Origin of the sequence: Shewanella hanedai (assembly GCF_007197645.1) — a bacterium.
In the GTDB taxonomy this organism is placed as follows: domain Bacteria; phylum Pseudomonadota; class Gammaproteobacteria; order Enterobacterales; family Shewanellaceae; genus Shewanella; species Shewanella hanedai.
This window is the reverse complement of the sequence record NZ_VKGK01000011.1, coordinates 97,554-121,903: the sequence shown is the minus strand read 5'-3', so window position 1 is coordinate 121,903 and position 24,350 is coordinate 97,554. Positions and strand designations below refer to the sequence as shown.

Annotated in this window: 23 protein-coding genes; 19 read left to right on the top strand and 4 right to left on the bottom strand. The window is 42.9% G+C overall.

Annotated features, from left to right (window positions below; all coding sequences use genetic code 11):
- The first annotated feature begins 12 nt into the window (after positions 1–12).
- From truC to purU, 4 genes are all read left to right on the top strand, one after another.
- Complete coding sequence (gene truC / locus FN961_RS10960; protein ID WP_144040271.1) at positions 13–852, top strand: tRNA pseudouridine(65) synthase TruC; 840 nt, start codon at positions 13–15, stop codon at positions 850–852.
- Between the two features lie 299 nt (positions 853–1,151).
- The gene (locus FN961_RS10955) at positions 1,152–1,604 is read left to right on the top strand and encodes a flavodoxin (protein WP_144040223.1); all 453 of its coding nucleotides are present in this window, start codon (positions 1,152–1,154) and stop codon (positions 1,602–1,604) included.
- On the top strand, positions 1,568–3,034 hold the full coding sequence (locus FN961_RS10950; RefSeq protein ID WP_144040222.1) for a PTS transporter subunit EIIC: 1,467 nt from the start codon (positions 1,568–1,570) through the stop codon (positions 3,032–3,034). The genes FN961_RS10955 and FN961_RS10950 overlap by 37 nt, the downstream gene beginning before the upstream one ends.
- Positions 3,035–3,080: 46 nt before the next feature.
- The gene (gene purU, locus FN961_RS10945) at positions 3,081–3,917 is read left to right on the top strand and encodes a formyltetrahydrofolate deformylase (RefSeq protein WP_144040221.1); all 837 of its coding nucleotides are present in this window, start codon (positions 3,081–3,083) and stop codon (positions 3,915–3,917) included.
- A 128-nt stretch (positions 3,918–4,045) separates the two neighbouring features.
- On the opposite strand, the gene FN961_RS10940 is transcribed toward purU, so the two are convergent.
- The 4 genes from FN961_RS10940 to map all read right to left on the bottom strand — a co-directional run bounded on the left by FN961_RS10940 (position 4,046) and on the right by map (position 9,055).
- A complete protein-coding gene (locus FN961_RS10940) occupies positions 4,046–4,390 on the bottom strand; it encodes a DUF3718 domain-containing protein (protein WP_144040220.1) in 345 nt (114 codons plus the stop codon).
- Positions 4,391–4,593: 203 nt separating this feature from the next.
- On the bottom strand, positions 4,594–5,418 hold the full coding sequence (gene dapD, locus FN961_RS10935) for a 2,3,4,5-tetrahydropyridine-2,6-dicarboxylate N-succinyltransferase (RefSeq protein WP_144040219.1): 825 nt from the start codon (positions 5,416–5,418) through the stop codon (positions 4,594–4,596).
- A gap of 174 nt (positions 5,419–5,592) precedes the next feature.
- Positions 5,593–8,172 carry a bifunctional uridylyltransferase/uridylyl-removing protein GlnD gene (gene glnD / locus FN961_RS10930; RefSeq protein ID WP_144040218.1) on the bottom strand — a complete coding sequence of 860 codons (2,580 nt, stop codon included), beginning with the start codon at positions 8,170–8,172 and terminating at the stop codon, positions 5,593–5,595.
- A gap of 85 nt (positions 8,173–8,257) precedes the next feature.
- Entirely contained in the window at positions 8,258–9,055 is a 798-nt protein-coding gene (map, locus tag FN961_RS10925) for a type I methionyl aminopeptidase (protein ID WP_144040217.1), read from the bottom strand.
- Between the two features lie 327 nt (positions 9,056–9,382).
- Here map and rpsB point away from each other — a divergent pair, with 327 nt between their 5' ends.
- The 15 genes from rpsB to rnhB all read left to right on the top strand — a co-directional run bounded on the left by rpsB (position 9,383) and on the right by rnhB (position 24,246).
- Positions 9,383–10,111, top strand: coding sequence for a 30S ribosomal protein S2 (gene rpsB / locus FN961_RS10920; RefSeq protein ID WP_144040216.1), 729 nt, complete (start codon positions 9,383–9,385; stop codon positions 10,109–10,111).
- 108 nt (positions 10,112–10,219) lie between these two features.
- Positions 10,220–11,068 carry a translation elongation factor Ts gene (gene tsf / locus FN961_RS10915; protein ID WP_144040215.1) on the top strand — a complete coding sequence of 283 codons (849 nt, stop codon included), beginning with the start codon at positions 10,220–10,222 and terminating at the stop codon, positions 11,066–11,068.
- A 94-nt stretch (positions 11,069–11,162) separates the two neighbouring features.
- Positions 11,163–11,912 carry a UMP kinase gene (gene pyrH / locus FN961_RS10910; RefSeq protein WP_144040214.1) on the top strand — a complete coding sequence of 250 codons (750 nt, stop codon included), beginning with the start codon at positions 11,163–11,165 and terminating at the stop codon, positions 11,910–11,912.
- Between the two features lie 94 nt (positions 11,913–12,006).
- Entirely contained in the window at positions 12,007–12,564 is a 558-nt protein-coding gene (gene frr, locus FN961_RS10905; RefSeq protein WP_144040213.1) for a ribosome recycling factor, read from the top strand.
- Positions 12,565–12,644: 80 nt separating this feature from the next.
- Complete coding sequence (gene uppS, locus FN961_RS10900; RefSeq protein ID WP_144040212.1) at positions 12,645–13,439, top strand: polyprenyl diphosphate synthase; 795 nt, start codon at positions 12,645–12,647, stop codon at positions 13,437–13,439.
- A gap of 15 nt (positions 13,440–13,454) precedes the next feature.
- On the top strand, positions 13,455–14,312 hold the full coding sequence (locus FN961_RS10895; protein ID WP_144040211.1) for a phosphatidate cytidylyltransferase: 858 nt from the start codon (positions 13,455–13,457) through the stop codon (positions 14,310–14,312).
- A gap of 4 nt (positions 14,313–14,316) precedes the next feature.
- On the top strand, positions 14,317–15,504 hold the full coding sequence (gene ispC, locus FN961_RS10890; RefSeq protein ID WP_144040210.1) for a 1-deoxy-D-xylulose-5-phosphate reductoisomerase: 1,188 nt from the start codon (positions 14,317–14,319) through the stop codon (positions 15,502–15,504).
- A 19-nt stretch (positions 15,505–15,523) separates the two neighbouring features.
- Positions 15,524–16,909, top strand: a complete 1,386-nt coding sequence (gene rseP / locus FN961_RS10885) for a sigma E protease regulator RseP (RefSeq protein ID WP_144040209.1) — start codon at positions 15,524–15,526, stop codon at positions 16,907–16,909.
- Between the two features lie 30 nt (positions 16,910–16,939).
- A complete protein-coding gene (bamA, locus tag FN961_RS10880; protein WP_144040208.1) occupies positions 16,940–19,423 on the top strand; it encodes an outer membrane protein assembly factor BamA in 2,484 nt (827 codons plus the stop codon).
- 66 nt (positions 19,424–19,489) lie between these two features.
- On the top strand, positions 19,490–19,984 hold the full coding sequence (locus tag FN961_RS10875; RefSeq protein ID WP_144040270.1) for an OmpH/Skp family outer membrane protein: 495 nt from the start codon (positions 19,490–19,492) through the stop codon (positions 19,982–19,984).
- Between the two features lie 6 nt (positions 19,985–19,990).
- The gene (gene lpxD, locus FN961_RS10870; protein ID WP_144040207.1) at positions 19,991–21,016 is read left to right on the top strand and encodes a UDP-3-O-(3-hydroxymyristoyl)glucosamine N-acyltransferase; all 1,026 of its coding nucleotides are present in this window, start codon (positions 19,991–19,993) and stop codon (positions 21,014–21,016) included.
- 30 nt (positions 21,017–21,046) lie between these two features.
- The gene (fabZ, locus tag FN961_RS10865; RefSeq protein ID WP_144040206.1) at positions 21,047–21,505 is read left to right on the top strand and encodes a 3-hydroxyacyl-ACP dehydratase FabZ; all 459 of its coding nucleotides are present in this window, start codon (positions 21,047–21,049) and stop codon (positions 21,503–21,505) included.
- On the top strand, positions 21,502–22,269 hold the full coding sequence (gene lpxA, locus FN961_RS10860; protein ID WP_144040205.1) for an acyl-ACP--UDP-N-acetylglucosamine O-acyltransferase: 768 nt from the start codon (positions 21,502–21,504) through the stop codon (positions 22,267–22,269). The genes fabZ and lpxA overlap by 4 nt, the downstream gene beginning before the upstream one ends.
- A 159-nt stretch (positions 22,270–22,428) precedes the next feature.
- Positions 22,429–23,574 (top strand): lipid-A-disaccharide synthase, encoded by a 1,146-nt coding sequence (gene lpxB, locus FN961_RS10855; RefSeq protein ID WP_144040204.1) that lies wholly within the window; start codon positions 22,429–22,431, stop codon positions 23,572–23,574.
- 30 nt (positions 23,575–23,604) lie between these two features.
- Positions 23,605–24,246 carry a ribonuclease HII gene (gene rnhB / locus FN961_RS10850; protein WP_144040203.1) on the top strand — a complete coding sequence of 214 codons (642 nt, stop codon included), beginning with the start codon at positions 23,605–23,607 and terminating at the stop codon, positions 24,244–24,246.
- Positions 24,247–24,350: the final 104 nt, after the last annotated feature.

The following is a 24,350-nucleotide window of genomic DNA, read 5'->3' as shown; positions in this document are numbered from 1 at the left end:
GACCAGGACAATATGCACCATTCATCTGAAGAGTTTGATGAGTTAGCCCTTAATGATGAGTTAGCCCTTAATGATGGGTTAGCGGATGAAGTACCCCCAGAGATCGAGATACTATTTGAAGATGAAGATATTGTCGTCATTCATAAACCTGCTGGGCTTCTGGTGCACAGATCTTACTTAGCACGACGCGAGCGTTTCTTTGCTATGCAGATGACTCGAGATAAAGTGGGTTGCCATGTATTTCCTGTCCATCGTTTAGACAGGCCGACATCAGGCGTGCTTCTTTTTGCAAAAAGCAGCGAGATGGCAAATAATTTATGTGAGCAATTTTCTGCTAAAACAGTCCAAAAGCAATATTTAGCGATTGTTAGAGGCAATATGAATGAAGCTGGCACATTAGATTATGCACTGAGAGTTGAGCTTGATGATCATGGCGATAAAGATGTCGATCCAAATAAAGCAGCTCAAGATGCAGTGACCAGTTACCAACCTTTACTTAATGCTGAAATTCCTTACCCGTCAGGTCGTTATGCAAGTAGCCGTTACGCTATGATAAAGCTTTCGCCACATACCGGTCGTAAACATCAATTAAGACGTCATATGGCTCATCTGAGACATCCTATTGTGGGTGACACGACTCATGGTGACGGTAAACAGAATAAGTTTTTTAGAGAGCACTTCGCAATCAATAGACTTTGGCTAATTGCTAAAAGTCTCTCTTTCGCTCATCCAAGAACGGGAGAAAGAATGACGGTTGAAACAGAGTTGGAACAGGAATGGTTTACTTTGTTTAATGCTTTTGGCTGGAATGAGGATATGTTGGTTTCAGAGCCGTCATCTCTTATCGTTTAATGCTTATTTTACGCGAGTTATTTTGTATGGAGATTATCACTAGCCTTAATATCTAGCGGAGTCGCTTGATTTTCCGTGACTTGGGATAACGAGTTGTTAATGTCGTTTAACTTGACCGTTCTGAAGTAGCACATGCGTCTGATATGGGCGGCGCGATGAAGGTGTTTGAGGTGTTTATGTCGACTAGAGTGGCGCATCGATTTATATCCTTGAAGTTTCAGGCAAATAAGTTGGCATGAAGCTGTCAATAAAGTATTGTTTAATTATAAAGCTAATTTGGTCTCAAGGCGACGTATAACATGAGAAAAGTGAATCTGATTTTTGGAACTGTATATGGTAATGCACAATTTGTAGCCGAGACATTAAGGGACGATATTCAAGCAACAGGTCGAGAAGTTCAGTTATTCCAAAGTGATGCGCTTACTGATTTCATACCTCCTCAAGATGAGGTGTTATTAGTCGTGTGTTCAACTACTGGCCAAGGCGATGTTCCGGATGAGATCCTTCCTTGGTTTGAGATGCTTAAATCTCAAGCTCCTTATCTTCCAAATTTAAAATATGGTGTTATCGCATTAGGGGACTCAAGTTACGATACTTTCTGTCGAGCTGGAATACAGTTTGATGAGCTGTTGACTGAATTGGGGGCTCATCGTGTCGGCTTACTGTTGAAAGTCGACGCCTGTGAAACGATGGAACCTGAGGTAACTGCCAAAGCATGGCTGCAGATCTGGAACAAACAAATCGATTCTTAAATCCCTTAACGTATCTTAAAGAGCATTGGTTTAAGTTTGCACAGCGCCTAAGCCAGGCGCTGTTGATCCCTATTGCTATCCTGCCTGCCGCTGGTGTCATGCTTGGGTTGGCAATGAACCCACTGCCTTTTATTCCAGATGTTGTTAGTGTACTGATGTTAACTGTCGGTAACCTTATCTTTAGCATGATGCCGATGTTGTTTGCTGTGGCAATCGCTATTGGGTTCTGTAAAGATCAGGGGATTGCCGCATTCAGTGCCGTGTTTGGTTTCGGGGTTTTTCTCTCTAGCACGGCGGCACTTGCGAGTGTCTACGCAGTGCAAACTCGCCAATTGTGGGGCGTTGAAACTATCGATACAGGCATTGCTGGTGGCATGCTCGTTGGTGCAGTGACTTGCCTTGCGGTAAAGCAGAGTGAACGTTTGCGCCTTCCATTGGTATTCTCATTTTTCGAAGGCAGGCGAAGTGCTCCTTTGTTGATGATCCCACTGTGCATCTTGTTAGCCTACCTCTCTATTTTGATATGGCCCACGATGTCGGCTTGGATTGAAAGGTTTTCAAATTGGGTTGTTTATCAAAAACCAGCAGAAGCATTTGCATTGTATGGCGCCGTTGAACGCTTACTTATTCCGTTAGGATTACATCACATCTGGAATGCCCCGTTTTACCTTGAAATGGGGCAATACATGCGAGAAGGTGAGGTGGTTCGTGGTGAAGTCGCACGCTATTTGGCGGGGGATCCATTAGCGGGTAATTTGGCTGGCGGTTACTTGATTAAAATGTGGGGATTACCTGCAGCAGCACTTGCGATTTGGCGCTGTGCGGATAAAGCTCAAAGAAACAGAGTGGCGGGGATTATGATCTCTGCTGCCATGGCGAGCTGGCTTACTGGGGTCACTGAGCCGATAGAGTTCGCTTTTTTATTTGTGGCTCCAGTGCTATTTATCATACATGCAATGTTAACTGGTCTAGCTTATTCAGTGTGTATCTTACTGGATATTCATCATAGTATTGTTTTCTCTCATGGGCTGGTGGACTTTATTCTGCTGATGGGGAATGCCCAAAGGATTGAGTGGTTTTTCATTTTAGGGCCAATCACTGGGGTTATCTATTATCTTGTTTTTAGAAGTTCGATATTACTGTTTAACTTAAAAACTCCAGGAAGAGTCGCCCAAGACAGTAAAACAAGAATAAGCATGAGTACCATCGTTCATGGCTTAGGCGGTGTTGATAATATTACTGGTTTACATGCTTGTCTGACTCGGTTAAGGATCAGTGTTAAAGACCCCAAATTGATTGATAAAGTCAAACTGAATCAGATAGGGGCTAAGGGCGTGATCGTTGTTGGTAACGGTGTGCAGATTGTTTATGGAACCAAAGCTGAAAATGTTCGTAGATTGCTTCAGCAATATATTGATAAGCGAACCTAAGGCGTTTGAGTACAAATTAATTATGTAGTTTTGGAGTTGAAAGAGTATGGAACGTAAAGTATTGATCACAAACTGCGCTGACGCACAGGGGTTGATCTCTAAAATTACTGGTGTGTGTTTTAACCATCAATTAAATATTATTAAAAACAGTGAATTCGTTGATAATGCTCAGGGACGTTTCTTTATGCGAACTGAGTTGGAAGGTGAGTTTAATGGTGAACTCATTATCAACGACCTTGAGAAGGTATTACCGTCTACCAGTGATATTAAGCTGGTTAGCTCCGCGAAAAAGCGCATCGTTATCTTGGTCACTAAAGAGGCTCACTGTTTAGGTGACATCTTGATGAAGGCCTACTATGGCGGACTGGATGTTGATATCGCTGCGATTGTGGGAAATTATCAGAGTTTAGAGCCCTTGGCTGAGAAGTTTGATATTCCCTTTCATTTTATTTCCCATGAGGGATGTTCACGTGCAGAGCATGAGAACAAAATGGTCGCAGTGATTGAAGGCTATGAGGCTGATTATTTGGTATTGGCCAAATTCATGCGAATATTGACGCCGGAATTTGTTGAGCGGTTCCCTAACCGAATTATTAATATTCATCATTCGTTCCTCCCCGCTTTTATTGGTGCATCACCATATCGTCAAGCGTGGGAGCGAGGCGTTAAGATTATTGGGGCTACGGCTCACTTCGTAAATAATTGCTTGGATGAAGGGCCGATTATCAAACAAGATGTTATTCATGTAGACCATAGTTACAGTGCAGATGATTTAGCTAAAAATGGCCGTGATGTTGAAAAAAGTGTCCTTAGTAAAGCGTTACACTTAGTCATGCATGAAGAAGTGATTGTTTATGGGAATAAAACAGTCGTTTTTAATTAACATAAAGTGAATATCAATCGATATTGAAGTAAGAGATCTAATCATTAAAAAGAGCCTTAATGGCTCTTTTTTTAATCTCTAGAATTCAGTTTTATGAATTTCATCAAATATTGATCTAACCCACATGATTAATAGCTAACGGTTAGCATTTCAGCTGAATTATAGGTCATGGCAATATCTTTAATGGTCACCGAGCCTTTCATATATTGACCAATATGTTTTGCTGTTTTATCCGCTCCCTGACTGAGTGTAAATTGATGAAAGGTCTCGCCGTTACAAACTAGACGAGGGTAAATTCTTTGTTCATTTATACGGTAACTTTTTACCGTCTTGTGTAATTTGTACATGCTGTTGCTGGCACCTGCTTTACAGACATCTACAAGTGTCTTTTTAAGTTGTGGATCCATAGCTGCAGAGGCATTAAAGGCAAGTGGAGTTAAGAACAGTGTTGCAATGGTAAGTAACTTTTTCATGTGTAGCTCCTAGCGTCTTTTCTTCGGGGTTGGATAGATTAAAGACTGTTTTTACTAGGAAAGCTGTAAGCTATTTGTAGTTAAATGTATCAAGATGTGGTGGTGGGAACAGAGTGTTTCACAGCGTAAGAAAGTGTGTGTTTTAAAAAAAGTATAAAAAAACTCCCATCGAAGTGAGAGTTTTTTTGTTACCGAATCAAGAATTAATCGACAATTCTGAGTAGTTCATTGATACCGACTTTACCGCGAGTTTTAGCGTCAACTTTTTTGACGATAATTGCAGCATAAAGATTATAGTTACCGCATTTCGAAGGCAAAGTACCAGAAACAACCACTGAGCCAGCAGGCACTCTTCCGTAATGAACTTCACCAGTTTCACGATCATAGATACGTGTACTTTGACCCAGATACACGCCCATTGAAATCACACTGCCTTCTTCAACAATGACGCCTTCAACAACTTCAGAACGAGCACCAATAAAGCAGTTATCTTCGATAATGGTAGGTCCTGCTTGCAATGGCTCTAAAACACCACCAATGCCAACACCGCCAGATAGGTGGACATTCTTACCGATCTGCGCACAAGAACCTACAGTGGCCCATGTATCGACCATAGAACCTTCGTCGACATAAGCGCCAAGGTTAACGTATGACGGCATTAATACGGTATTCTTACCGATAAAAGAGCCTTTACGAACGGCTGCTGGTGGCACAACTCGGATGGCTTCTTTTCTGAAGCGAGCATCATCGTAATCAGCAAATTTCATCGGTACTTTATCAAAGTACTTAGTTTCAGCCCCGTCGATAACTGCGTTATCAAAGATACGGAATGAGAGCAATACCGCTTTTTTCAGCCATTGGTGGACATACCACTGCCCATCAATTTTTTCAGCGACTCTAGCTTCACCAGTGTCGAGCATGTTGATAACCTGCTCTACGTCTGCACGTAAACTTGGCTCAACTGTATTAGGACTAATTTCTGCACGCACTTCAAAAGCTGCTTCTATGCGTTGGCGTAAAGCCTCCATCAATGTCTCCCGATTATGTAATTGATTAAATTTCGTTGAAAAATGATTATATACTCAACTTATACAAAAATGTGTTGCTCTGAAGAAATATAAAAGAATGATTTAGCATAATTAATGCTATCTAACATCTCGCTCATTTTTCATTCGTAAAATGTTGACTAATTTCGCTTCCGGTTAATTCATTGCTTGCTTTGTAAATGCTTTGATTAGACTTTCTTGGAGTAATTGTTTTTGCTCAAGATTGAGCTCTTCGCCATCGGCATTTTGAAGCATAAAGAAATCTTCAGCTCGTTCGCCTATGGTGGTGATTTTTGCGGTAAGTAACCGTATTTTACAGCGGTATAAAATATCACCAAGTTTAGCGAGTAGACCAGGGCTATCTAACGTGATCAGTTCCATCATGCTTGTGCTGCTACGACGAGATGGCAAGAAGCTCACTTGAGTCCGTACTTTAAATTGTTTCATCTGTCGTGGGAGCTTCTTAAATTTAGGCAACTTAGCTGTATCACTGCTTAGGGCTTTTACCAGTGCCTTTCGAAGACTTTGAATACGTGATGTTTGAGATACCGAGCTGCCATCTTGCTCAAGAATAACAAAAGAGTCCAGCACGTATCCATCTTTTGAGGCCATCACACTGGCATCATGAACATTGATATTTTTATTGTCTAAAACCGCCATCACAGTCGCGAATAATTTAGGCTTATCTTGGCCATAAATAAACAGTTCAGTACCGCCTCTCGTCGTGTGTTTTGAGATAAGCACTAAAGGCTCTGCTTGTTTATGTTTCAAGATGGCATCGCAGTGCCAAGCGATTTGATTTGCTTGATGTTTTAAAAAATAATCAGCCTTAAATCGTTGCCAAAGCGCATCTAAACTCTTCTCTTTAACGCCACGTCTGAGTAACTCTTTTTTTGCTTTGGCTTGGTGCTCTCGTACTCTGGCTCGAATGTCCACTGGCTTTTCTTTACCGCGAGCGAGCACCCTTTGAGTTGAAAAGTAGAGTTCGCGTAGTAGGGAGCCTTTCCAGTTGTTCCAAGTCTTTTCGTTGGTGGCACAGATATCCGCCACGGTGAGACAGTAAAGGTAACTTAAGTGGACAGCATCACGTACTTTATCGGCAAATTCTCCGACGACATCGGGATCGGATATATCGCGTCGTTGCGCCGTTACTGACATCACTAAATGATTTTCAACCAGCCAGCTGACGAGTCGACCATCGTGATCGCTCAGATCGTGCAGTTTACAAAAAGCCAAAGCATCAACGGCGCCAAGTTTGCTGTGATCGCCACCGCGTCCTTTTCCAATATCGTGAAACAGCGCTGCGAGGACCAACAACTCTTTTTTGGGTAGCTGATTAATAAGCACTGAGCCTAAAGGAAACTCCTCTCTTTGTTCCGGCTGGGAAAAACGGTCGATATTTTGCAGTAATCTATGGGTGTGTTCATCAACCGTGTAAGCATGAAAAAGATCGAACTGCATTTGCCCTTCAATCTCTCGCCAAGCTGGAAGGTAAGCGGATAAGACTCCATGTCTGTGCATTAGAGAAAGTGAAGCTATGCCTCTTGGGTGGCGCAGGATTGCTGAAAAAATGATGCGACAACCTGGGTGATTCATCAAGGGCTGAGTTTGTGACCGTCTAGCTCTTCTTAAGCTGCGCAGTGTTGGGGCATAAATCCCCTTAATATTAGAGTTCTTAGCGGCATAAAGAAACAGGTTTACAATCTCAACGGGATCATCAAACAAATATTCGTTCAAGCTTTCAATGAAGCCTCCACGAAGTTGATAGTTTTGATTAATTGGCTTTATTTCCAGTGCTTTGGTGTGTCCAAGCGTTGCCCGTTTGAACAGTTGAAGCAGCATTTGATTAAGCTCCATTACTCGCCGTACAGTACGGTAGTAACGTTTCATCATCTGCTCAACGCCTAATTGCGTTGAGTCTTCATAACCCAGTAGATCGGCGACCTGACGTTGAAGATCGAACAATAGACGGTTTTCATCTCTGCCGGAAATAATGTGCAATGCAAACCTGAGCTCCCATAAAAATGACTGGCATTTTATCAGCTCATCGAGTTCCTCAGGTTCTAAAAAACCATGGCCAACGAGATCTTCGGTTTTTGATGCATTGAAATAGCGCATAGCGACCCACACGACGGTGTGAATATCTCTTAATCCACCGGGACAGGTTTTTAAGTTGGGCTCCAGATCGAAAGCACTTGCTTTAGCGTGGCGAGCAAGCTGTTCATCACGTTTGGCAATATAGAATTTACTTGGTGGCCAGAAGTTATCATCTCTTATTCTGGAATAAAGAGTTTGATATAAGCTTTGAGGACCCGATAAAAGCCTTGATTCAATCAGGTTTGTGGCGATAGTAACGTCACTTAATCCCTGTTCTAATGTCTCTTCGATGCTGCGAACACTGTGACCAACCTCAAGACCCGCATCCCACAAGAAAGCGATATAGCTACTTAAGGCTTTTTCTGCATCGGCCGTTAATTCTGTGTCGATGAGAAATAACAGATCGATATCAGATTGGGGATGCAACTCTGCTCTGCCATAACCGCCAACAGCGATAAGTGCGATTGGGTAGCGGTCAAGCTCGTGGGCGTGCCATTGTTGCTGCAATAACCGATCGACAAAGTTACAACGTTGGGCGACTAATTGTTTGATATCACCCTTAAGCCGAAACTGGGAGAGTAGTTCGTTGTTTTGTTCGAGAAGTGCAGCTTTGGCGAGTTGAGCAGGTGAAGTGGTCATTGAATCCCTTGAGCGAGCATATATATTACCGATTTATCCTGACTATTTATTCAGTGGATAAATCGGTAATAATCGTTATCTATACTTAGTGATTAATTACTCTAGGGAGATCCTCTTCAGCACGAAGGGTTAAAATTTCAACTCCCGTTTTAGTCACTAATAATGTGTGTTCCCATTGCGCAGATTTTTTACCGTCTGAGGTGGTAACTGTCCAGTTATCATCCTTATCTAGGATACAGGTATGTCGTCCAGCGTTTATCATCGGCTCGATAGTAAAGCACATACCAGGACGTAACACCGTTTTATCACTGTTTTTGTAATGCATCACTTGCGGCTCTTCATGGAAGCCTGCACCAATGCCGTGGCCACAGTAATCTTTCACGATACTGTACTTTTCAAGACCGGTTTTTTTGGTCTTAACCAGTTTTTCAACAATGGTCCCTATTTCGCCAAGCTTCATGCCTGGTCGAACCTTTTTGATACTGGCGTAAAGGCTCTCTTGAGCAACGCGGCACAAGCGCATATCTTTTGGGCTGACATCACCAACGAGGAACATTTTAGATGTATCACCATGGAAACCATCTTTGATAACGGTAATATCTAGGTTAACAACATCTCCATCTTTCAGCGGGCGATCATTTGGGATGCCATGACAAATAACGTCATTGACTGAGGTGCAGATGGATTTTGGAAAACCGTGGTAATTGAGGGGAGCTGAGATAGCGCCATTGTCTTCAGTAAATTTTGCACAAATATCATTGAGTTCGTTCGTCGTCACACCCACTTTAACAAAAGGGGCGATCATCTCAAGTACTTCAGCGGCCAGCTTGCCCGCAGTACGCATCTTTTCAATCTCTTCAGCAGTCTTTATTACTATGCTCATTAAGCTATCTCTCGGGTCTTTTTAATGACGAATTCTGTGTGTAATTTACAGCAAAAATTTGTGTTTGTAATCCTAATATGGTATAAAGCGCGCCGTTATGTTTGACTCTCTCACTTTAATTATTGGCAAATGCAACAAACTCTACGCGCTTAGCGTTAGAATTTTAGCAGTATGTCATGAAGTGCGGAATTAAGCATGGCCGCCATTATACATGGCTAATTGTAAATACTAAATCACACACGTGTCGACACATTCTCCGGGGTGCCTTTATAGGTCGGAAGTATGGGATACGTGGAGGTCTAACCCCCAACTATTTAAGGTATTAAAATGACTACAGTTTCAATGCGCGACATGCTACAAGCCGGTGTTCACTTCGGTCACCAGACTCGTTACTGGAACCCAAAGATGAAGCCATTCATCTTCGGCGCTCGTAATGGTGTTCACATCATCAACCTAGAGCACACTGTGCCTATGTTCAATGAAGCACTTGCTTTCATCAGCAACGTTGCATCAAAGAAAGGTAAAGTTCTTTTTGTTGGTACTAAGCGTGCTGCAAGCGAAGCTATCAAAGAGTCTGCTATCTCTTGTGATCAGTACTACGTAGATCACCGCTGGTTAGGCGGTATGTTGACTAACTGGAAAACAGTTCGTCAATCAATCAAGCGTCTTAAAGATCTTGAGAGCCAGTCTATTGACGGTACTTTCGACAAGCTTACTAAGAAAGAAGCGCTTATGCGTACTCGTGAGCTTGAGAAGTTAGAAAAATCTCTTGGTGGTATCAAGAACATGGGCGGCCTACCTGACGTTATTTTCGTTATCGGTGCTGACCATGAGCATATCGCTATTAAAGAAGCCAACAACTTGGGTATCCCAGTTGTAGCTGTTGTTGATACTAACTCTTCTCCAGACGGTATCAACTACATCGTTCCTGGTAACGATGACGCAATGCGTTCAATCCGTTTATACACTGAATCTGTTGCTGCCGCTGCTAAAGCTGGCCGTGGTCAAGATCTAGCTGTACAAGCTGAGCAAGACGGTTTCGTCGAAGCTGAATAATAAGGTTGATGATTTTCATCTCCCATATTAACCAAGCGAGTTGATTGGTGATCAGGGGCCTTCGGCCCCTGTTTCCTATTTGAAGAATTATTTTTAGAGGATTTAACAATGGCAATTACTGCTGCCCAGGTTAAAGAACTTCGTGAGCGCACTGGCGCTGGCATGATGGATTGTAAGAACGCATTGACTGAAACTGCTGGTGATATTGAGCTAGCAATTGACAATATGCGTAAAAGTGGTGCTGCTAAGGCTGCTAAAAAAGCAGGTAACATCGCTGCTGAAGGTACAATTCTTATTCAAAATGGCGAAGGTTTTGCTGCGCTATTAGAAGTTAACTGTCAAACTGACTTCGTTGCAAAAGATGCAAACTTCCTAGGATTCGCTAACGCGGTACTAGACGTTGCTTCAGCATCTAAAGTAACTATCGAAGATCTAAAAGCACAGTTCGAAGATACACGTATTGCTCTAGTGACTAAGATTGGTGAGAACATCAATATTCGTCGCGTTGAGTACATTGACGGTGCTAACCTTTCTTCTTACCGTCACGGTGATCGTATTGGTGTTGTTGTTGCTGGTGACGCTGATGCAGAAACGCTTAAGCACATCGCAATGCACATTGCTGCTTCTAAGCCAGAGTTCGTTAATCCAACTGACGTTCCTGCTGATCTTGTTGAAAGAGAAAAAGCACTTCAAATCGAAATCGCGATGAACGAAGGCAAGCCTGCTGAAATCGCTGAGAAGATGGTTGTTGGCCGTATGAAGAAGTTTACCGGTGAGATCTCTCTTACAGGTCAGGCTTACATCATGGAGCCTAAGAAAACTGTTGGCGACATTCTTAAAGAAAAAGGCGCTACAGTAACTAACTTCATCCGTCTAGAAGTTGGCGAAGGTATTGAGAAGAAATCAGAAGATTTTGCTGCAGAAGTTGCTGCACAGATCGCTGCTTCTAAGGCTTAATCCCCTTACTTAAGCCCCCATAAAACCGTAGCAACCGCTGCGGTTTTATTGTATATCAGATAATTACCTATCGGCATAAACCAGGACAATAATAATGAGCACGAATCCTAAACCTGCATTTCGACGTATTCTTCTTAAGCTTAGTGGCGAAGCCTTAATGGGTGAAGAAGGCTTTGGCATAGATCCTAAAGTGTTGGATCGTATGGCTCAGGAGATAAAAGAACTGGTTGAGCTTGGCATTCAGGTAGGTGTGGTTATCGGTGGTGGTAACCTATTCCGTGGTGAAGGACTAGCTAAAGCTGGTATGAATCGCGTTGTTGGTGATCATATGGGTATGCTTGCAACTGTGATGAACGGTTTGGCAATGCGTGATGCTTTGCACCGTGCCTATGTCAATGCAAGATTAATGTCTGCAATCCCTCTTAAAGGTGTATGTGATGACTACAACTGGGCTGAAGCGATTAGCTTGCTGAAATCAGGTCGTGTGGTTATCTTTGCAGCCGGTACAGGTAACCCTTTTTGTACTACTGACTCTGCCGCATGTTTACGCGGTATCGAAATCGAAGCTGAAGTGGTTTTAAAAGGCACTAAAGTTGATGGCGTCTACTCAGATGATCCAGTTAAGAACCCAGATGCAGTAAAGTACGATGAAATGGGTTACGATGAAGTACTTGATAAAGAATTAAAAGTGATGGATCTTGCTGCATTTACGATGGCGAGAGATCATGATATGCCAATATTAGTTTTTAACATGAATAAACCTGGTGCTCTTCGCCGCGTGATTATGGGCGAGCACGAAGGGACAATGATCAAATCGACAAAAGTCAGTAGCCTCGCTGTGTAAACATCGAGAGTGAAGCGAGCAGGCAAATATTGCTATGCGAAAGCTTTAGTTCAATGAAGATTAAGCATTCAGAGACACATAAAGGATAATTAACGTGCTAAACGAAATTAAAAAAGATGCTAAGGAACGCATGGACAAATGCGTTGAAGCGACTAAAACACAGATGGCTAAAGTCCGTACTGGTCGTGCACACCCAAGTCTATTGGATTCGATTAAAGTGCCTTATTATGGTTCTTTAACGCCATTGAAACAGGTGGGTAATGTCTCAATTGAAGATTCACGTACACTGGCTATCTCTGTATTTGATAGCACAATGATCCCTGCAGTAGAAAAGGCGATCATGAGTTCAGATTTGGGTCTAAATCCAATGTCTGCAGGTGCAACAATCCGAGTACCACTTCCAGCGCTGACTGAGCAACGTCGTAAAGACCTTATCAAGGTTGTACGTGCTGAAGCTGAAAATGGTCGTATCGCGGTACGTAACGTGCGTCGTGATGCCAACTCTGATGTGAAAGGATTAGAGAAAGACAAAGAGTGTACTGAAGATGACGTACGCCGCAGTGAAGAAGACGTGCAGAAATTCACCGATGCGCATATCAAACTGATTGACGAGATATTGGCTGCAAAAGAAGCAGAGCTGATGGAAGTCTAATCTCAGGCTAAGAAACTAGAGTTAAGGCGCCGTGTAGAGGTATACTACACGGCGTTTGTCTATTTAAAGGGTTGTAATAGATGTCAATCGACTCCGAATCTTGTTCAGAGTTTTCAGCTTTGGAGCTTGCAGAGCTTGTTAAGCTGTCCACTCCAAAGCACGTTGCTATCATCATGGATGGCAATGGGCGCTGGGCTCAGGCGAAAGGTAAGCCTAGAGTCATGGGGCATAAAGCTGGTGTTAAAACGGTTAGGCGTGCAGTTAGCACCGCCAGAGAGATGGGCATTGACTCGCTAACCTTGTTTGCGTTTTCGAGCGAGAATTGGCGTAGACCTGATAAAGAGGTCACCTTGTTGATGGAACTATTTTTTACTGTACTTCAACGAGAGATTAAATTACTCCATAACAATGGTGTGAGACTCAATATCATTGGTGATACAAGCCGTTTTTCTGAACGATTACAGAAACAGATCGCTGCCGCCGAAGATAAAACTGCCAATAATACTGGCATGGTTCTCAATGTTGCAGCTAACTATGGTGGCCGTTGGGATATCATGCAGGCGGCTAAAATATTGGCTGAAAAAGTGGAATCTGGTGAAATGAGCAGCAGTCAGTTCACTGAAGAGGCCATAAGTCGTCATTTAAGCATGCAAAATCAGCCTGAAGTTGATTTAATGATCCGCACGGGTGGTGATTACCGGATTAGTAACTTTGTGCTCTGGCAAGCAGCGTATGCAGAGTTGGTGTTTACCGATATCCTGTGGCCTGATTTTGATGAGCAGGCTTTTAAGCAAGCAGTCGCAACTTTTGCCTCAAGACAACGTCGATTTGGTTTGACGGGTTGTCAGATAGAGTCGTTGCAAGAAATTAAATAATGTAGAGGGACAGTTTTGCTAAAACAACGAATAATAACAGCAATATGGTTAATCCCCTTGGTTTTGGGAGCCGTTTTTGGGCTCCCTACAGAATACTTCTCTTGGGCGCTTATAGGGGTATTTTTAATCGCAGCCAAGGAGTGGGGGCAGATAATTGATAAACGCTGTCAGATAACGCAGTGGAGCTTCACGGTTACCATTGGCATCTTATTAGTGGCACTAAATTTATTTGTGCCAAGTGATGAACTTTGGTTTAAGGGACATCTCCATCCGGTATACCTTTCGATTATTTTAATCGGGGCCTTCTGGTGGATTATCGCTTTTCTGTTAGTGATATCGTTCCCTAAAAGTGCAGCATTATGGCAAAAAAGCCATATGTTCAAGTCTATGTTCGGTCAGCTAACGCTAATTCCATGCTATGCCGCACTGGTTGCGCTTAAAGGGCTAAGCACAGAGCTTGATCCATACTATGGTGGCTCATTAGTCTTTTTAGTCATGTTAGTTGTGTGGGCGACTGATAGCGGCGCTTATTTTGCGGGTAAAGCGTTAGGGCGTACTAAATTGATGCCCAATGTTAGTCCAGCTAAAACCATTGAAGGCCTAGTCGGCGGCTTAGCGATGAGCATGTTGATTGTGTTTGCAATCATGCAGATTTCTCCTGAGCAGGAACTGAGTTTGGTTATTTGCGTGACTCTGTTTGTGGCCTTGGTGTCTGCCGTTGGCGATCTTTCTGAAAGCATGTTTAAACGCGTGGCTGAGATTAAAGATTCTGGCAACATTCTGCCTGGTCATGGTGGCGTTCTAGACCGTATCGACAGTTTAACTGCTGCACTGCCTGTATTTACATTAATCTATATTGCATTTTGGATGTAATTTTATGCAGAACATGGTGATATTAGGCGCTACAGGATCTATTGGTGCAAGCACGCTGAGCGTGATTTCCAATAATTTTGAGGCTTATTCTATTTATGCGTTAGTGGCCAATACCAATGTCGACAAGATGCTGGCTCTATGTGAGTTACATCAACCTCAAATTGCACACATGGTTGATGCTAACGCGGCTAAGTTGTTGCAGGAGCGACTGTCGCCGAGTTCAAAAGTTGAAGTAACCACTGGCGAAGATGAGCTTTACGCTATTGTAACAGCAACTTGTGTTGATACCGTTATGGCCGCAATTGTTGGCGCGGCAGGGCTAATGCCAACACTTGCTGCTGTTAAAGCTGGTAAGCGAGTGTTATTAGCGAATAAAGAGTCTCTGGTGATGTCAGGGCGCCTCTTTATTGAAGAGATGAAGAAATCCGGTGCTCAGGTGTTACCAGTAGATAGTGAGCACAACGCGATTTTTCAAGTGTTACCTGAATCTGAACAGCAAAGAATAGGTTTCTGTGAATTTAAAGAAGCGGGCATCTCACATATCTTGCTAACGGGTTCTGGTGGTCCCTTTTTAAGCTCTGAACTAAGCTCATTAGCTCAAATGACGCCAGCGCAAGCGTGTAAACATCCTAATTGGTCTATGGGGCGTAAAATCTCTGTTGATTCGGCGAGCATGATGAACAAAGGGCTTGAGTATATCGAAGCTCGTTGGTTATTTAATGCAAGTGCCGAACAGATTAAGGTCGTTGTTCATCCTCAAAGTGTTATTCACTCTATGGTGCAGTACTTAGATGGCTCGGTAATTGCTCAACTGGGCAACCCTGATATGCGCACACCGATTGCACATTGTATGTCTTATCCACAAAGAATTCGCTCTGGAGTTGAACCTTTAGACTTTTTCAAAGTCGGACAGTTAAGCTTCTTAGAACCTGACTTCACTCGATTTCCTTGTTTAGCGTTAGCGATAGATGCGTGTGAGCAGGGTCAAGAGGCAACAACAATATTAAATGCGGCAAATGAAATATCAGTGGCTGCATTTTTAAATAATAAAATTAAATTTACCGATATTGCTAAAGTGAATGAAAACTGTTTAAGTCATGTACCTAAACAAGCACTAAACAATATTGATGACATTTTAGCATTGGATGTACAGTCTCGTATCTATGCGACAGAATGGGTAAATAAAATTTAACTAATCTCTGAGGAAGGGAATGATCGATTTTTTTTGGAACCTAGGTTCCTTTATCATTGCATTAGGTATGCTAATTACTGCACACGAGTATGGCCATTTTTGGGTAGCCAGGCGTTGCGGTGTGAAGGTCGAACGTTTTTCGATCGGTTTCGGTAAAGCCATTTGGCGTAAGGTGGGCAAAGACGGAACCGAGTATGTTTTGGCACTTATTCCCCTCGGTGGCTACGTTAAAATGCTCGATGAGCGAGTTGACGACGTCCCTGAAGAGTTAAAAGATCAAGCTTTTAACCGCAAAACGGTATGGCAACGAATTGCGATTGTTGCCGCTGGGCCGCTAGCGAACTTTCTTTTCGCCATTATCGCGCTTTATTTCATGTATCTTATTGGTGTTCCTTCTCTCAAGCCTGTTATTGATACGACGATACTGGGTACTCCTGCTGCACAAATTCAGGTTGATGAGCCGATGCAGATCACCTCTGTGGGTGGTCAGTCGGTTAAAAACTGGGAAGAAGTTACTTACGCATTAGTAGCGCACATAGGCGATCCCAAGGTTGAGTTAACGTTAACTCCCATTAGTGGAATGACCGATGTTAATGATTCACCCCCCGTTACTCAAGGTCAAAAGTACACCTTAAATACAGAAAGTTGGCATTTCGACCCTGATAAAGAGTCACCAATAACCTCTTTAGGTTTAGGTATTTACCGACCCGCTATTACGCCTGTATTGGGTTTAGTGAGTCCTGATGGTGCAGCGGCTGCTGCAGGTATTGAAGTCGGCGACACTCTTGTCGCAATGGACGGTGCACCTTATCTCGATTGGGAAGAGTTTGTTGAGGTGATAAAGTCATCACCAAACAGGCCTGTAGATATCACGATAAAACGAGCGGGTGAGCAACTTAAGTTTGTTGTTACTCCTCAAGAGCGAGAAAATGCTCAAGGTAAGATTGAAGGTGTGATTGGTATTGCTCCGACTCAAGCTGCTTGGCCAGAAAACATGAAACTGCAATTAGAATATGGATTTATAGAATCTTTTGTAGTGGCAGCAGATAAAACATGGCAACTTGTTGATGTCAGCTTTAAGATGATAGGCAAGTTGTTCACCGGCGATATATCGGTGAAAAATTTAAGTGGACCAATATCTATTGCACAAGGTGCGGGTAATAGTGCTAACTATGGCTTGGTTTACTTTTTAGGTTTCCTCGCATTAATCAGTGTTAACTTAGGTATTATCAACTTACTACCTTTGCCAGTGCTTGATGGGGGACACCTGTTATATTACTTCATTGAAGTGATCACAGGCAGGCCTGTACCTGAAAAGGTTCAGGAAATTGGATTCAGATTTGGGGCAGCTATGCTGCTAATGTTGATGAGTGTTGCGCTTTTCAATGATTTCTCCCGACTCTGAGCAAGGACACACAATAACTAGAAGTGCTCTATGAGATTTAATAAACTTTTTGCCTCGATGGTATTAGTCGGTGCGTCTTTATCAGGGAACGGTTGGGCAGAAACATTCCAGCCTTTTGAAGTCACAGATATTCAAGTTCAAGGACTACAGCGCGTAGCTCTTGGTGCGGCCTTACTGACAATTCCAGTCAAGGTTGGCGATACTGTTGATGAACTTAAACTTCAACAAGCAATTAAAAGCTTGTATGCCTCAACTAACTTTGAACATATCGAAGTGAGTCGTGACGGTGGTGTATTGATTGTAACGGTCAAAGAGAGACCAACTATCAGTGCCGTTACCTTTGAAGGCAACAAAGATATCAAAGATGAACAGTTGCAAGAGAGTCTAGACGGTTCAGGTGTTAAAACTGGCGAGTCACTCGATCGGACTATGTTAACTGGAATTGAGAAGAGCCTGCAGGACTTCTACTATGGCGTCGGAAAGTATGGCGCTAAAGTCGAAGCACAGGTTATCAATTTACCTCGAAATCGTGTTGAGCTGAAATTCAATTTTACCGAAGGTTTAGCTGCTGAAATTAAGCAGATAAATATCGTTGGTAACGAAGAGTTTAGCGATGCTGAACTTATCGGCATGCTTGAGCTTAAAGATTTCGTTGCTTGGTGGGATCTGTTCGGTGAGCGTCGCTATCAGAAGCAGAAGCTAGAGGCTGATCTCGAAACCGTTAAATCTTTCTATCAAAACCGCGGTTATATTCGTTTTGATGTCACATCCACTCAAGTCACTATGACGCCAGATCGTAAAGGGCTTTATATTACGATTAATGTCGATGAGGGTGAGCAGTACAAGGTTAAAGAAGTTAACCTAACTGGTGATCTCATGGGGCGTGAGGAGCTGATGAAAGCGATTCTTCCAATTAAAGTGGGAGACATGTATAACGGCTCTGATGTGACCTTTGCCGAAGAGATGTACGGCAAATATTTAGGTCGATTTGGTTACGCTTATCCTGAAGTGAAAACTTATCCTGAGATTGATGATGAGACCAAAGAGGTCAGCCTAAACGTTAATATTAAACCGGGTAAGCGGGTTTATGTACGCAGTATTAACTTTTCAGGTAACCAGATCACTAAAGATGAAGTGATGCGACGTCAATTACGTCAGATGGAAGGTGCTTGGTTAAACTCGGCGCAAGTTGAGCTTTCAAAGTCCAATCTTAACCGTCTAGGTTATTTTGAAACCGTCGACACTGAAACCGTTCAGGTACCAGGTACTGATGATCTGGTAGATGTCGCGTTTAGTGTAAAAGAGCAACCATCGGGTTCATTTAACGCCGGTGTTGGTTACGGTACTGAATCGGGCATGAGTCTGCAGTTTGGTGTTCAGCAGAGCAACTTTCTTGGTACGGGTAACCAAGCTGGTCTTAACTTAAATACCAATAAATACTCTAAGAATGTCAACCTATCTTTTACTGATCCTTATTTTACTAAAGATGGTGTCAGTCTAGGTGGAAGCATCTATTGGAATGAGTTCGATGCTGATGAAGCCAACCTCGAAGCTTATAAAAACAGTTCATATGGTGTCGCGATTAATTCAGGTTTTCCGATCAATGAATATAATCGTATCAATGGTGGTATAGGTTATCGTCATAACGAAATCTCAGAGATTTCAGCTTATGAGCAGGCATTGCGTTTTTATAATATCTACCGTGATAGTGATGATCCTAATGCTTCATTAGCGTTTGATAATTTCGAGGCAAACTTAGGCTGGTCACGTAGTAACTTAAACCGAGGCACCTTCCCATCGAATGGTTCGTCTCAGCGTTTAAATACTAAGATCACTATTCCGGGCTCTGATCTGCAGTATTTTAAAGCAGATTTTGACACGAGTTTCTACTTCCCGCTAAACCGTAATCAGAGCTTTGTTGTATTAACCAAAGCACGTCTTGGTTATGGCAACGGTTATGGTAAGTTTAATGACAATGATCAAATCTTGCCTTTCTGGGAGAACTATTACTCAGGGGGTAGTAGCTCATTGCGTGGCTTCAAGTCTAACTCTGTTGGACCACGTTCGTTCTACTTATCTCGTGGTCTAGAGCCTTGTTCACCTGATCCATCGGGCGATGGGTGTTTCTTACCTGGCGATCCTAACCAGATCCAGGTCAGTTCAGGTCGTTCTATTGGTGGTAATGCAATCGCGACTGCAAGTATCGAAATGATCGTGCCGACACCTTTCTTGGATGAAGCATATACAAATTCAGTACGAACCAGCTTCTTTGTTGATGCCGGTAACGTATGGGATACTGAGTTCGATTATGACTCATACAAATATCTTCCTGCTCATGAGTTTGATAAGCTAGAGGATTATTCAGACCCAGCGCGGATCCGTGCGTCTTGGGGGATGAGTGTTCAGTGGTTGTCGCCAATGGGACCAATGGTATTTAGTCTCGCATGGCCAATCAAGGAATATGAAGATGATGAAACTGAGATTTTCTCATTCAACATTGGTAAAACTTTCTAATTTCTAACTAATTTATAAAGATATATCGGCAAGTTTTGCTGAATACAGGAGTAATTTTTGATGAAGATGTTAAATCGCGCTATGACGGTTTTGGTTCTACTGGCAGCCCCTTTAGCGGCACAAGCAGAGAAAATAGCAGTAGTTGATATGCAAGCCGTATTCGAGCAGTTACCCCAGCGCGAGCAGGTAAGTAAAACCTTGAAAACTGAGTTTGGTGATCGTGTTGCCAGTGTTCAGAAAATCCAAGAAGAGTTACGTGGGATGCTTGAGAAGCAACAACGTGACGGTGCGCTAATGAGTGACACTCAGAAGACTGAGTTGGTTCGTAAAATGGAATCAATGAAGTCTGATCTGCAGCTTAAAGGTAAGGCGTTAGATGAAGATATGCGTCGTCGCCAAGGTGAAGAGCAGAACAAGTTACTTGTTAAAGTGCAGCAAGCTATTAACAAAATCGCAGAAAAAGATAACTATGACATGGTGCTACAACGTGGTGCTGTGATCTATGTTAAGCCGACTGCAGACATTAGTAGTAAAGTAGTTGATGCGCTTAGCAAAGGTTAATGATTGATGAAATGCTACACGTTAAGAGAGCTTGCAGAAGTTCTCGGCGCTGAGATTCAAGGTGATGAGACACTGGCTATTTCCAGTGTCGCAACACTTGAAAACGCTGCCCAAGGGCAGCTCTCTTTTTTAGCGAATACAAAGTACCGTGTACAACTTGAGACAACTCAAGCGAGTGCTGTATTGATCTCTCCGAAAGCACTTGATGGCTTTACGGGAAATGCACTGATTTTAAATGATCCTTATGTTGGATTTGCCCGCATTGCTCAACTGTTAGATAACACACCCAAATCAGCTGATGGTATCCATGCTACTGCAGTGATCCACCCAAGTGCTAGCTTAGGTGAAGGTGTTGCGATTGGCGCTAATGCCGTCATTGGTGAAAATGTTATCTTAGGTGAGAATGTACAAGTAGGGCCTGGATGCGTCATTGGTCAGGAATCTATTCTTGGATCTGGCACTCGTCTTTGGGCTAATGTCACCATTTACCATAATGTGCATTTGGGACAAGATTGTATTATCCACTCAGGTGCAGTACTTGGATCTGATGGTTTTGGCTATGCGAATGAGCGTGGTCAATGGATTAAAATTCCACAAACCGGTGGTGTACGCATCGGTAATCGTGTTGAAATTGGTGCCAGCACCACCGTTGACCGCGGTGCGCTTGAGCATACCGAGATCCATGATGGTGTTATTATCGATAATCAAGTTCAGATTGCTCATAACGATGTGATCGGCGAAAATGTCGCTATTGCAGGTAACTCTACCATTGCTGGCAGCACTAAAATTGGTAAATACTGTATAATAGGCGGCAATAGTGCTGTTGCTGGCCATTTAACCATAGCGGACGGGACGCATATTTCTGGTGGAACGAACGTCACCAGTATTATTCGTGAGCCTGGTGTTTACACCTCAACAAGTGTGGCGATGCCGAATAAGTTATGGCGTAGAAATACGGTTAGGTTTAAGCAATTAGACGAGCTATTTCAACGTGTTAAAAAGCTAGAGAAAAACGTTAAAACTGAGGATTAACTGCCTAAAAGGTGGTTTGAGGAATATTGAGTGTCTGAACAATTAAATACTATGGATATCAAAGAGATAATAAACTGTTTGCCCCATAGATACCCATTTCTATTGATTGACCGAGTGTTAGATTATACACCCGGTGAATCGTTGCATGCGATTAAAAACGTCACTATCAATGAACCTTTCTTTCAGGGACATTTCCCGGTTCAACCTGTGATGCCTGGTGTACTTATTTTAGAAGCGATGGCTCAAGCAACAGGTATTCTAGCTTATAAAAGCATGGAAGCGGCTGCTGAAGATTCGTTATACTATTTTGCTGGTATTGATAAGGCACGCTTTAAGCGTGTTGTTGAGCCTGGCGATCAGTTACATTTCGAAGTTAAGATGGTGAAAGAGCGCCGAGGGATTGGGGTGTTCACAGGTATTGTTAAGGTTGATGGCGAGTTAGTCTGCTCGGCTGAAATCATGTGTGCACGTAGAGAGATTAAGAAGTGATAGATAAATTAGCGTATATTCACCCGGATGCCAAAATTGGTAACAATGTCACTATCGGTCCATGGACCTATATTGGTGCAGATGTTGAAATTGGTGACGATTGTTGGTTGAGTTCTCACGTTGTCGTGAAGGGACCAACTGTCATAGGCAAGGGCAATAAAATATTTCAATTTGCCTCTGTGGGTGAAGATTGCCAAGATAAAAAGTACGCAGGTGAAGCGACACGTTTAATCATGGGTGATAATAATATTATTCGTGAATCTGTCACTATTCATCGCGGTACGACCCAAGATAAAGGTGAGACACGCATAGGGTCAAATAACCTGTTTATGGCTTATGTTCATATTGCCCACGACTGTGTTGTTGGTAATAATGTAATTATGTCTAACAATGCGTCTATTGCAGGACATGTGCACGTAGGCGATTGGGCTATTTTAGGTGGCTTAACTGGCGTGCATCAGTTTGTTCATATTGGTGCTCACGCGTTTACTGCGGGCTACTCTCTTATCTTACAAGATGTACCTCCTTTTGTGATGGCATCGGGTCAGCCTGGTATCCCTCGTGGTTTGAACAGCGAAGGAATGAAGCGCCGTGGTTTCTCTAAAGAGAGCCAAATAGCGGTTCGCAGAGCGTACAAGACCCTTTATCGTAAGGGGCATACAGTTGAAGAAGCATTAGTTGCTTTGGCTGAAGAGTCTGATGATGAGCAAGTTAAGTTGTTAATCGACTTCGTGACTAACTCCAATCGTGGCATTATCCGCTAGTTACAAATATAAAAAGTATATCAAAGAGCCCGTAAATTTACGGGCTTTCTATTTTATATTCTTCTGTCATTTCGTGTTGAATTGCACGCACTGAAGTGAACGATGTTAATGCAGATTGGTATTACCTATTTTTAAACATTTAATCTAAGATCCGAACCTATGAGTGAAGTAACACCTCCCACTTTTGCCATGGTCGCCGGAGAGCTATCCGGAGATATTTTAGGTGCTGGTTTGATAAAGGCACTTCAAAAACAGTATCCCAATGCTCGTTTTGTCGGGATTGGCGGGCCTAAAATGGATGCCCTAGGCTTCGAGTCTCTGTTCTCATTTGAAGAGTTAGCAGTCATGGGAATAGTAGAAGTACTCTCTCGTCTGCCTAGGTTATTGAAAGTACGTAAAACCTTGATTGATGAGATTTGCGCTATAGAGCCAGATTGCTTTATCGGTATCGACGCACCTGATTTTAACATTGGTTTAGAGTTAAAGTTAAAAAATCGTGGCATTAAAACGGTTCATTATGTCAGTCCATCCGTGTGGGCATGGCGTCCTAAACGCATCTTCAAAATAGCGAAAGCCACCAATATGGTGCTATCTTTGCTGCCATTTGAAAAGGCTTTCTACGATAAGCATGACATTCCTTGTACATTTGTTGGGCACACTCTTGCTGATGACATTGATTTAGTCAGCGATAAATTAGCTGCCAGAGAGAGTTTAGGGCTCGATCCCTATGTCGAATATTTAGCAATATTGCCAGGTTCACGAGGTGGAGAGCTAAAACAGCTTGCTGAACCTTTCGTTAAAGCTGCCAGTATTATCAAACAAAAATACCCAGATATTCGTTTTGTCACACCGCTGGTTAATGCTAAGAGACGCACACAATTTGAACAAGCGTTGAAACAGCATGCACCGGATCTTGAGATCACATTAGTTGAGGGACAATCACGTGAAGTGATGGCAGCTGCTGATTGTATCTTACTGGCATCGGGTACTGCGACGCTTGAAGCTATGCTGGTTAAACGCCCTATGGTGGTGGCATATCGCGTTAATGCGCTGACATACAGTATCGCCAGACGTATGATGCAGATTGATAAGTTTTCTCTGCCCAATTTGCTGGCCGGTGAAGATCTGGTGACTGAGCTGATTCAGGAAAACTGCACTGCAGAGCTCATCGCTAATGCTGTTTCTAAGCAACTTGATATTGACTTTACTCCTCTGCACGATAAGTTTTTGGCACTGCATAAAAATCTGAGATGTAACGCCAGTGATCGAGCTGCAGAGGCCGTGATAAAGTTGATTCATTCGTAATATACATGGTTAAGGTATTGGTTAGATTATATGGCTGTTTTTAAAGGTATTACACCTGAGCAGATAGAGAGCTTATGTGGTGAACTTCACGCTGGAGTCGATGAGGTTGGTCGTGGGCCACTCGTCGGGAATGTGGTCACCGCTGCTGTTATTTTAGATCCTAATAATCCGATTACTGGATTGAATGATTCTAAGAAGTTAACTGAAAAAAAACGTGAATTGCTATTTGTTGAAATACACGAAAAAGCGCTGAGCATCAGCGTGGGCCATGCGACCCCTGAAGAGATCGATGAGCTAAATATTTTGCATGCTACTATGCTGGCGATGCAGCGAGCTGTGGCGGGATTAGAGATTAAACCGCTATCCGTGTTAGTTGACGGTAATCGTACACCTGTTTTTCATCATGGCGAGCAATCAGGTAGCCCTATCCCTGCACACGCAGTCATAAAAGGTGACGGGCTTATCGCTGCGATCAGTGCCGCGTCGATTATCGCTAAAGTCATTCGTGATAGAGAGATGGATCTGCTTGATATGGAGCATCCACAATATGGGTTCGCCAAGCACAAAGGCTACCCAACCAAAGCTCATTTTGAAGCTCTTGAACAGTACGGCGTACTTCCTGAATATCGTAAAAGCTTTAAACCTGTAAGAGAGCGTATTGAGCGCAGTTAACGCTCTTTCTTTCACCCGTTTTCAGCTGATTCTGTTCTATCTACTTGCACGCTAGCTAGGTGAGATTGACTCTGTTAATCTCTCTTTACTTATGTCATCCCAAA